This is a genomic window from Halalkalibacterium ligniniphilum, assembly GCF_000334155.1.
Classification (GTDB): Bacteria; Bacillota; Bacilli; order Bacillales; family Bacillaceae_D; genus Halalkalibacterium; species Halalkalibacterium ligniniphilum.
In genome coordinates, this window is the sequence record NZ_ANNK01000075.1 from 21,930 (window position 1) to 28,681 (window position 6,752).

Here is a 6,752-nt window from a genome sequence, read left to right on the forward strand (position 1 = left end):
TCGCATGCATTTGGTAGTATTAAAGCCATTCATTAGTGGCAATTGCAACGATAAGCAGTGGCTTTTCAGTTTCATTGACAAAAGTAATCAAAAGCTCACATAAAGTCGTGCAGGGTTTCAAACATCATATCAAGAAAGATAGGTACAGTAGAGAGAAAGTTAGGGAGGGGAACGGATGAAAAGGCTAGGATGCATAACATTTATTGTTTTATTTGTCCTCTCGGTTTTATTTATTGAACAATTTTATATGGATGACCTTCCATTTCATTTAGATGGTCGTGTGATTGAAGGTGAGCCCGCTCAGGGGGAGAGAGTCCCCATGGCAGAAAGCGTAAATGATGGCAAAGAAGACGGAGGACAACTGGTAGCCTCTTTTGAACAGGGGGAGCTTTTCATTGGAATGACCGCTGAACAAGTCACGGCAGAATTAGGGGAGCCAGCCCGTATCGATCCTTCGGCATATCTTTATCAATGGTGGGTGTATCCTATTTCGGATAAAGCGTATGTACAAATTGGGATTCAGGACGATGAAGTCGTGACTATTTTTATGACAGGTGAAGAGCTTACAATTGATTCGTTGTCGCTTGGGCAAAGCTATGAGGACATTGCAGCATTATTTCCTTTTGAGGCAAATGTATCGTTTGACCACAACGGTTCATCCTATCAATATCATTTAACGGAGCAGGACGTAAAGGCTCGTCCACTTGTGAAAAATGGGGAGGTATGGGCACAGCTCTACTTCGATACATTTACAAATGAGTTATCAAGCATTCGGCTTTTAACAACAGAAACACTTTTACACCATCAGCCATACAACCTTACGTATCGAGGTCAAGCACCTGAAAAAATCGAGCCGACGGAAGACGAGTGGAGCGAAATTGAAGTAGGCCAGGCTCGACAAATCTTTGATTTGACAAATATAATCCGTATTCGTCATGGCATACAGCCTCTTCAATGGAATGCAGACGCAGCAGAGGTTGCCTTTCATCATAGTAAAGACATGGCTGAGGAAAACTATTTTTCACATACCTCACCGCTATATGGCGAATTATCCGACCGATTTGTTGCAAGGGACATACAATTTATGCAAATAGGGGAAAATATTGCGGCGCAATATGTTGATGGAGCAGAAGCGGTTGAAGGCTGGCTTAATAGCGAAGGGCATCGTGTCAATTTATTAAGTGAAGACTATTCTCATTTAGGTGTTGGCGTATTTGAAAAGCATTATACACAAAACTTTATGCTTCCTCTTCCATGAATGAAAAAGGGGCTGGGACAAAAAGTTTTTATTGAGACATCCGAACGTCATGATCGTTGCTGCCTAGCCTTCGCTTCGGAACTATCCTTCGCTTTCCGCGGGCGGCTGGTGAGCCTCCTCTTGCTTTTCGCACTGTGGGGTCTCGCCCTTGCCTTTGATCCGCAGGAGTCTGCGTCTATTTCTTCCGCTAAGGTTGTACATTGTTCGCATTTTCAATCATACACGTTCGTTATGTCCCAGCCTCTTAAGATAAAAAAGCAAAACACTCTAATAACTAGCTACGGACATAAGTATTTGTAACCGTTAGGCAGGCACCTTGCACTTTTCTCGTGGACATTTTTCTAGCTTGCAGGTTTTCTTGGAATAATAAAAAAGGTCCCTGTCGCCATCGCTACAAGCTGCTCTTTATCATCAAAAACTTTTGCTTCTGCAACATGTAAGTGCTTTCCTTCATGAACAACGGTAGCGATACAGCGAAGCTCTGTACCTACCCCTGGTTTTAAATAATTGACTTTCATTTCAGCAGTGACTGCGGCAAGTGAGCGATCAAGCTTACGATTAATCATTGACCCCATCGCTGTATCTAATAACGTGGCGGTTATGCCACCATGTACCATATTTAAAGGGTTGTTCACAATTGGTTGAATCGGAAGGATCACTTCAAAATTTCCGTTGTCTAAAAAATTTGTTTGGATTTGCGTGAGCGCACCAAGATATGTACCATATTGATTTTCTTGTTTTTTTAGCATTCCGTCAAGAAAAGAAGTCACAACATCTCTTTCTTCTTCATTTGCTTTTTGTAAAAAACGTTCTAGCTTCTTTTTAAGCATTTCATCGGTCATAACAATACCCCTTGTCTTATCGCAATTATTTAAAAGCATCTTGCTATCCTACTATTTTACCAACTTGAAATCGGATCAAGCAATAAAAATGGGCTCACTGTGGACTTGGCGTCGTACTACTCTATAGTAGCATTATTCTTTTCTAGTAAAGGAGGACTTGAGATGAGTGAGAATACAGAGTTACATCCTTCTGTTGCTGAGTTTAAAGCATTTGTAAAAGAACATCCATTAATCATAAGAGATGTCCGTGATGGAGATAAGACGCTGCAAGAGTTTTTTGAAGAATGGTCAATTTTAGGTGCTGATCATGAAAGCTGGGATGTATACAAGCGGCGGAGTCACGAAACAAATGGCGACAAACAGCTTATAGAAACAGAGGGCACGTCAGAGGAAGGGGAGAATAAAGAAACAGTCGGATATTTGCTTAACATGCTAAAAAGTATAAATCTGACGGATCTTCAACAGCACCTTAGTCAATTTGGTACCGTCCTTAATAATGTGCAAAACCTGATGCAGTCTTTTCAAAAGCCTGGTAACCAACAGGGACAAAATGAGGTTGACCACCCCTTTTCCTTTCGGCGAGACTAGAGAGCTAGAGGTGAGAGGATGAGAAGAGAAATTGTGCAAGCGATGATCACACAGCCTGAATTACGACGCTTTGTTCGCCAGCATCCGATTTGGTATCGGCGCTTAAGCAGGGACCCATCCTTACTAGCAGAAATGGAAAAAGAAGCGAATTTGTTTTATGGTCGCACCTTTTCCCAACGGGTGGAGAAATTTCAACAAAATCTTGGATTGGCGATGATGCTTGTTGAAATGCTGCGCACAAATCGTGGATAAAAAAATCTCCGAGCGATATTTCAGGCTCGGAGATTTATGTGAACTTTAGTCATAAAAATAAAATGAATATTGCATACTAGAACCATACTTACTAGGAGGTTCATGCATGCGAATATTCATCTACCTGTTCATTGGATGTTGTTTTACCTTTGCTTTTGCAAGTGAAATGCATGGTAGACAGAACCATGAAACGTCCCCATTCATAGAGGATAAAATTGAGGTTGTTCCATTACAAAGCATTGGTGTCGTTTCGATTAATACAAGTGAAGCCAAACGAGAAATGACTGTCCATCATGCTGTAAAAGGAAGTGACGTTTATGTTGAATGCTTTATCAATCGTTTCACTTTAGCAAAAGAGCAGGCAGGGTCTCCTCATAAAGATGGAGAAGGTCATTTGCGTCTCTCGATTAACGGAAAACATGTCGATACACTATATAAGGCTGCGTTTATCATTAAAGGTTTACCAAGTGGCTCACATGAAGTGAAAATTGAAGCAGTCAAAAATGATCGTTCCCCTTATGGCATGGAGGAGACATTTACTGTGACGATTCCGTAAAGTGACGCTGGAGGTACTGTTCAATTTTTTGTTCAACCGAAACATTCGAAAACTGAAATGCTTGATTTCCAAACAAAATATTAAACTCTAAGAAATAAAATTTTCCACCAACTTCAATGACATCAAATCCTGCATGATCAATGCCTAATTGTTTTGCTGTTTTTAAGACAAGCTCAATCGCTTCATTAGGGACAGAATCAAAGGAAATTCTCGCACCTTGGGCGACGTTATTGCGAAAGTGATTGCGTTCGTTTATTCTCCAGTAGGCAGAAATCACTTCATCGCCAACGACACAAACTCGTAAGTCACGATCGATGGGCATGTATTCTTGAACATAAAAGTAAGGATTGTTCTCAACATACTCATGAAATTGTTCACGTGTCTCGATCAAAAATACGCCTTTGCCCATCGAACTTCGAATTTCTTTTGCTACAAAAGGAAAGGCGAACTCTCGGAAAACACGGTCAATATTTTCGTGGTTGCGTCCTAAAATGAGGGTTCGAGGAACATGTTCAGGACATACACTCCATAAGGCCCTAGTTACTTCAATTTTGTTGTGACCAAGCTGAATCGACTGAATGCTAGGGAAGATTTGTTTTTTCATCCCATAAACAAGTGCATTAACTTGCCAATTTTCTGGGAACAAACATACATCAGCTTGCTCGATCTTTTCTCGTTCTTCAAACATATGCTCAGGTTTAACATATTTTAAATTGGACATCCCGATCGTACGGAATGGATTAAACGTAACGAGTTTCATGGTGTTCACCTTTCTCTTTACAAAAATTTCAAATGATCGAGAAAATTATAGAGTTCTTAGGTAAGAATGTCAATTGAAAGTGAGGGTGGAAGCGATGAAAATTCGTTTAGGTTATGTTGCTATGAGTGAAAATCTTACAAATGCGTCTCCATCGAAAACGATGACAGCTACACAATTTGAAAAAATTGCAGACCGTGAGGCTGGACTACGCAAGCTTGAACGTATTGCTCGGACAAATCTCGAAAATTGCTTGCGCCTCTTGAAACATAATCGTGCCCATCAAATTGAATTTTTTCGTCTTTCTTCAAGGCTTATTCCTCTCGTTAATCATCCTTTGACAGAGGGATGGAAATATGAGTTTGCACTTGCTCAAGAATTAAAGCGTCTTGGCTCTTTCGCTCTTCAAGAAAAGATGAGATTGGACTTTCATCCCGATCATTTTGTTGTTCTCAATAGCCCATCAAAAACGATCACCTCTCGCTCCCTGCATACTCTTCTTTATCATTATAAGCTATTAAGAGAGATGGGGATTGATACGGTACATCGCTGTGTTCTTCATGTAGGAGGGAAAAAAGGAGGAGTTGAAGCTGGACTTGAGCAATTTATCGACAATTATTCAACCATCCCACCACGATTGCAATCAATGATTATACTTGAAAACGATGATGTAAATTATACGATTGAAGATGTGTTATATTTAGGTGAGAAATTGGATATTCCTGTCGTCCTTGACCTTCATCACCATGATGTACTGCATCGAACAAAAGAAATTCGTGAATATTGGGAGCGAATTGTCGCCACGTGGCAGAGAAGTCCATTACCTATAAAAATTCATCTTTCAAGTCCTATGGAGGGTGATAGAGATCCGCGTCATCATGATTTTATTGATTGTCGTCGTTTTCTTGCATTTCTAGATGAGATTCAAGGAACGGTTGAACAGCTCGATGTTATGATCGAGGCAAAGAAAAAGGACAATGCCTTATTTCGCCTAGTGGAGGATTTAAAGCGAGAGCGAACGATTGAACAGCAGGGAGATGGGATTTTTCTGTGGAAAAGGGTACGGAGCTTCAGTTCAAATTGATAAAACATTGAGGCCCTTGCGCTCACCTTGCCTTCATTGAAAGGTTGCTCAGCCTTCCTGGACGGGCTCGTTTCCATCCAAGTGGGAAGAAGCGAGCTGCTCATGCTGGTTTCTTAGGAAAAGGGGCAGTGCTTGATCGTGTTTATGTCATTGATGATGGATGAGTTTTCTTCTAGGAAGAGCTTTCATTGAATCGGAAAAGCGTGAGATTGGGATTTTACTTGCTCCATGCTATAATGGGTAGTAAGGAGGTTGAGCAAATGATTACTTCGATTGCAACTTCTACGCTGTTAGAAGAAGCGGATCTCCTCGGAGCTATGATACTGGAATCCGAACCGTTTCAAGCGTATCTCCAATGCAGAGGAGAATTAGAATTAGACAACGAGGCCCAAGCCCTCATTCGTCAATTTAATGATCTGAAGTTAGATTACGAGGATGTTCAACGATTTGGAAAGTATCATCCAGATTACGATAAAGTATCCACTGAAATCCGCCAATTGAAACGCACCCTTGATCTTCACCCAACGGTTGTTGCATTTAAGAAGGCAGAAAAAGAGCTTGAAACACTGCTGAATGAAATCAGTGGAATGATTGCACATGCTGTTTCACATACGATCAAGGTTCCAACGGGCAATCCGTTTTTTGATTCCATGAGCTGTAGTGGTGGTTGCGGTTCAGGTGGAGGATGTAGCTGTAGTGCGTAGAGAATACCCCTCAGGTGACGCCATATCCATAGTCCCTTGAGGTTTTTTTTTATGTGAGAGGTGCTTAGCGCGTTAGGATAGTATTGATGGAACGGTAGGTTTCTGCTAGACTAATGCTAGATTTAGGAAAAGGAGAGCGTTGCAATGCTTGTATGCAATCGTCAAGGGCTGGCTGTATGGCTAACCTCACTGAAATTTGCACGTCAGCTTCGTCGTTTCGGAAATGTTCATTATGTTTCAAAAAAAATGAAATACGTTGTGCTGTATTGTGATCAGGATCGTCTTGAAGAAACGATTCAAAAGCTGGAATCCTTTCATTTTGTCCGAGATGTGCAACGTTCGATGCGACCATTATTAAAAACTGAGTTTCAAAATGCAAAGCCAGACAAAGCAAAAGAATACGATTACAAGATGGGATTATAAAACCGAGGAAAAGCTCGGTTTTTTTATTATATGGGTTTAAAACCACGTGTTCTACACGTGTGAAAATAAAACTTCTAGAGTGGTAAAGTGACAGAAAAAATCTCCAATCGTTATAATAGAAGATGGCCGTCAAACCAACTTCTAAAAAACGAAAGGAGATCTACTCATGTCGAGTGACAATAGTTTATCACACACAAGATGGAATTGTAAGTATCACATCGTATTCATACCAAAGTACAGAAGAAAAGTCATTTATGGAAAACTGAGAAAAGATATAGGTGCTATTCT

Annotated in this window: 10 protein-coding genes; 8 read left to right on the forward strand and 2 right to left on the reverse strand. The window is 40.7% G+C overall.

What is annotated here, in order from left to right; translation table 11 throughout:
- The first annotated feature begins 175 nt into the window (after window positions 1-175).
- The gene (locus tag BLT_RS0107530; RefSeq protein WP_017727171.1) at window positions 176-1,258 is read left to right on the forward strand and encodes a CAP domain-containing protein; all 1,083 of its coding nucleotides are present in this window, start codon (window positions 176-178) and stop codon (window positions 1,256-1,258) included.
- A 341-nt stretch (window positions 1,259-1,599) separates the two neighbouring features.
- Here BLT_RS0107530 and BLT_RS0107535 read toward each other — a convergent pair whose 3' ends face one another.
- Window positions 1,600-2,100, reverse strand: a complete 501-nt coding sequence (locus BLT_RS0107535) for a PaaI family thioesterase (protein WP_017727172.1) — start codon at window positions 2,098-2,100, stop codon at window positions 1,600-1,602.
- 162 nt (window positions 2,101-2,262) lie between these two features.
- Between BLT_RS0107535 and BLT_RS0107540 the strand changes: the two genes are divergently transcribed.
- The 3 genes from BLT_RS0107540 (at window position 2,263) to BLT_RS21615 (ending at window position 3,496) form a co-directional block, all read left to right on the forward strand.
- The gene (locus BLT_RS0107540) at window positions 2,263-2,688 is read left to right on the forward strand and encodes a YlbD family protein (protein WP_017727173.1); all 426 of its coding nucleotides are present in this window, start codon (window positions 2,263-2,265) and stop codon (window positions 2,686-2,688) included.
- Between the two features lie 18 nt (window positions 2,689-2,706).
- Window positions 2,707-2,940, forward strand: a complete 234-nt coding sequence (locus tag BLT_RS0107545) for a YlbE-like family protein (protein ID WP_017727174.1) — start codon at window positions 2,707-2,709, stop codon at window positions 2,938-2,940.
- Between the two features lie 106 nt (window positions 2,941-3,046).
- A complete protein-coding gene (locus BLT_RS21615) occupies window positions 3,047-3,496 on the forward strand; it encodes a hypothetical protein (protein WP_017727175.1) in 450 nt (149 codons plus the stop codon).
- Here BLT_RS21615 and BLT_RS0107555 read toward each other — a convergent pair.
- Entirely contained in the window at window positions 3,477-4,256 is a 780-nt protein-coding gene (locus BLT_RS0107555) for an ATP-grasp domain-containing protein (RefSeq protein ID WP_017727176.1), read from the reverse strand. The genes BLT_RS21615 and BLT_RS0107555 overlap by 20 nt on opposite strands.
- A gap of 94 nt (window positions 4,257-4,350) precedes the next feature.
- Here BLT_RS0107555 and uvsE point away from each other — a divergent pair, with 94 nt between their 5' ends.
- The 4 genes from uvsE to BLT_RS23040 all read left to right on the forward strand — a co-directional run.
- Entirely contained in the window at window positions 4,351-5,337 is a 987-nt protein-coding gene (uvsE, locus tag BLT_RS0107560) for a UV DNA damage repair endonuclease UvsE (protein ID WP_017727177.1), read from the forward strand.
- Between the two features lie 260 nt (window positions 5,338-5,597).
- Window positions 5,598-6,041 (forward strand): YlbF family regulator, encoded by a 444-nt coding sequence (locus BLT_RS0107565; RefSeq protein ID WP_017727179.1) that lies wholly within the window; start codon window positions 5,598-5,600, stop codon window positions 6,039-6,041.
- Between the two features lie 144 nt (window positions 6,042-6,185).
- A complete protein-coding gene (locus BLT_RS0107570; protein WP_017727180.1) occupies window positions 6,186-6,464 on the forward strand; it encodes a YlbG family protein in 279 nt (92 codons plus the stop codon).
- Between the two features lie 166 nt (window positions 6,465-6,630).
- Window positions 6,631-6,752, forward strand: a 122-nt coding sequence (locus BLT_RS23040) for a transposase (RefSeq protein ID WP_017727181.1), incomplete at its 3' end; no start/stop codon positions are given.

What these genes read in the sequence shown, in the direction of transcription:
- BLT_RS0107530 (WP_017727171.1), top strand. Translation starts at nt 176, where the DNA reads ATGAAAAGGCTAGGATGCATAACATTTATTGTTTTATTTGTCCTCTCG.
- BLT_RS0107535 (WP_017727172.1), bottom strand. Translation starts at nt 2,100, where the DNA reads ATGACCGATGAAATGCTTAAAAAGAAGCTAGAACGTTTTTTACAAAAA.
- BLT_RS0107540 (WP_017727173.1), top strand. Translation starts at nt 2,263, where the DNA reads ATGAGTGAGAATACAGAGTTACATCCTTCTGTTGCTGAGTTTAAAGCA.
- BLT_RS0107545 (WP_017727174.1), top strand. Translation starts at nt 2,707, where the DNA reads ATGAGAAGAGAAATTGTGCAAGCGATGATCACACAGCCTGAATTACGA.
- BLT_RS21615 (WP_017727175.1), top strand. Translation starts at nt 3,047, where the DNA reads ATGCGAATATTCATCTACCTGTTCATTGGATGTTGTTTTACCTTTGCT.
- BLT_RS0107555 (WP_017727176.1), bottom strand. Translation starts at nt 4,256, where the DNA reads ATGAAACTCGTTACGTTTAATCCATTCCGTACGATCGGGATGTCCAAT.
- uvsE (WP_017727177.1), top strand. Translation starts at nt 4,351, where the DNA reads ATGAAAATTCGTTTAGGTTATGTTGCTATGAGTGAAAATCTTACAAAT.
- BLT_RS0107565 (WP_017727179.1), top strand. Translation starts at nt 5,598, where the DNA reads ATGATTACTTCGATTGCAACTTCTACGCTGTTAGAAGAAGCGGATCTC.
- BLT_RS0107570 (WP_017727180.1), top strand. Translation starts at nt 6,186, where the DNA reads ATGCTTGTATGCAATCGTCAAGGGCTGGCTGTATGGCTAACCTCACTG.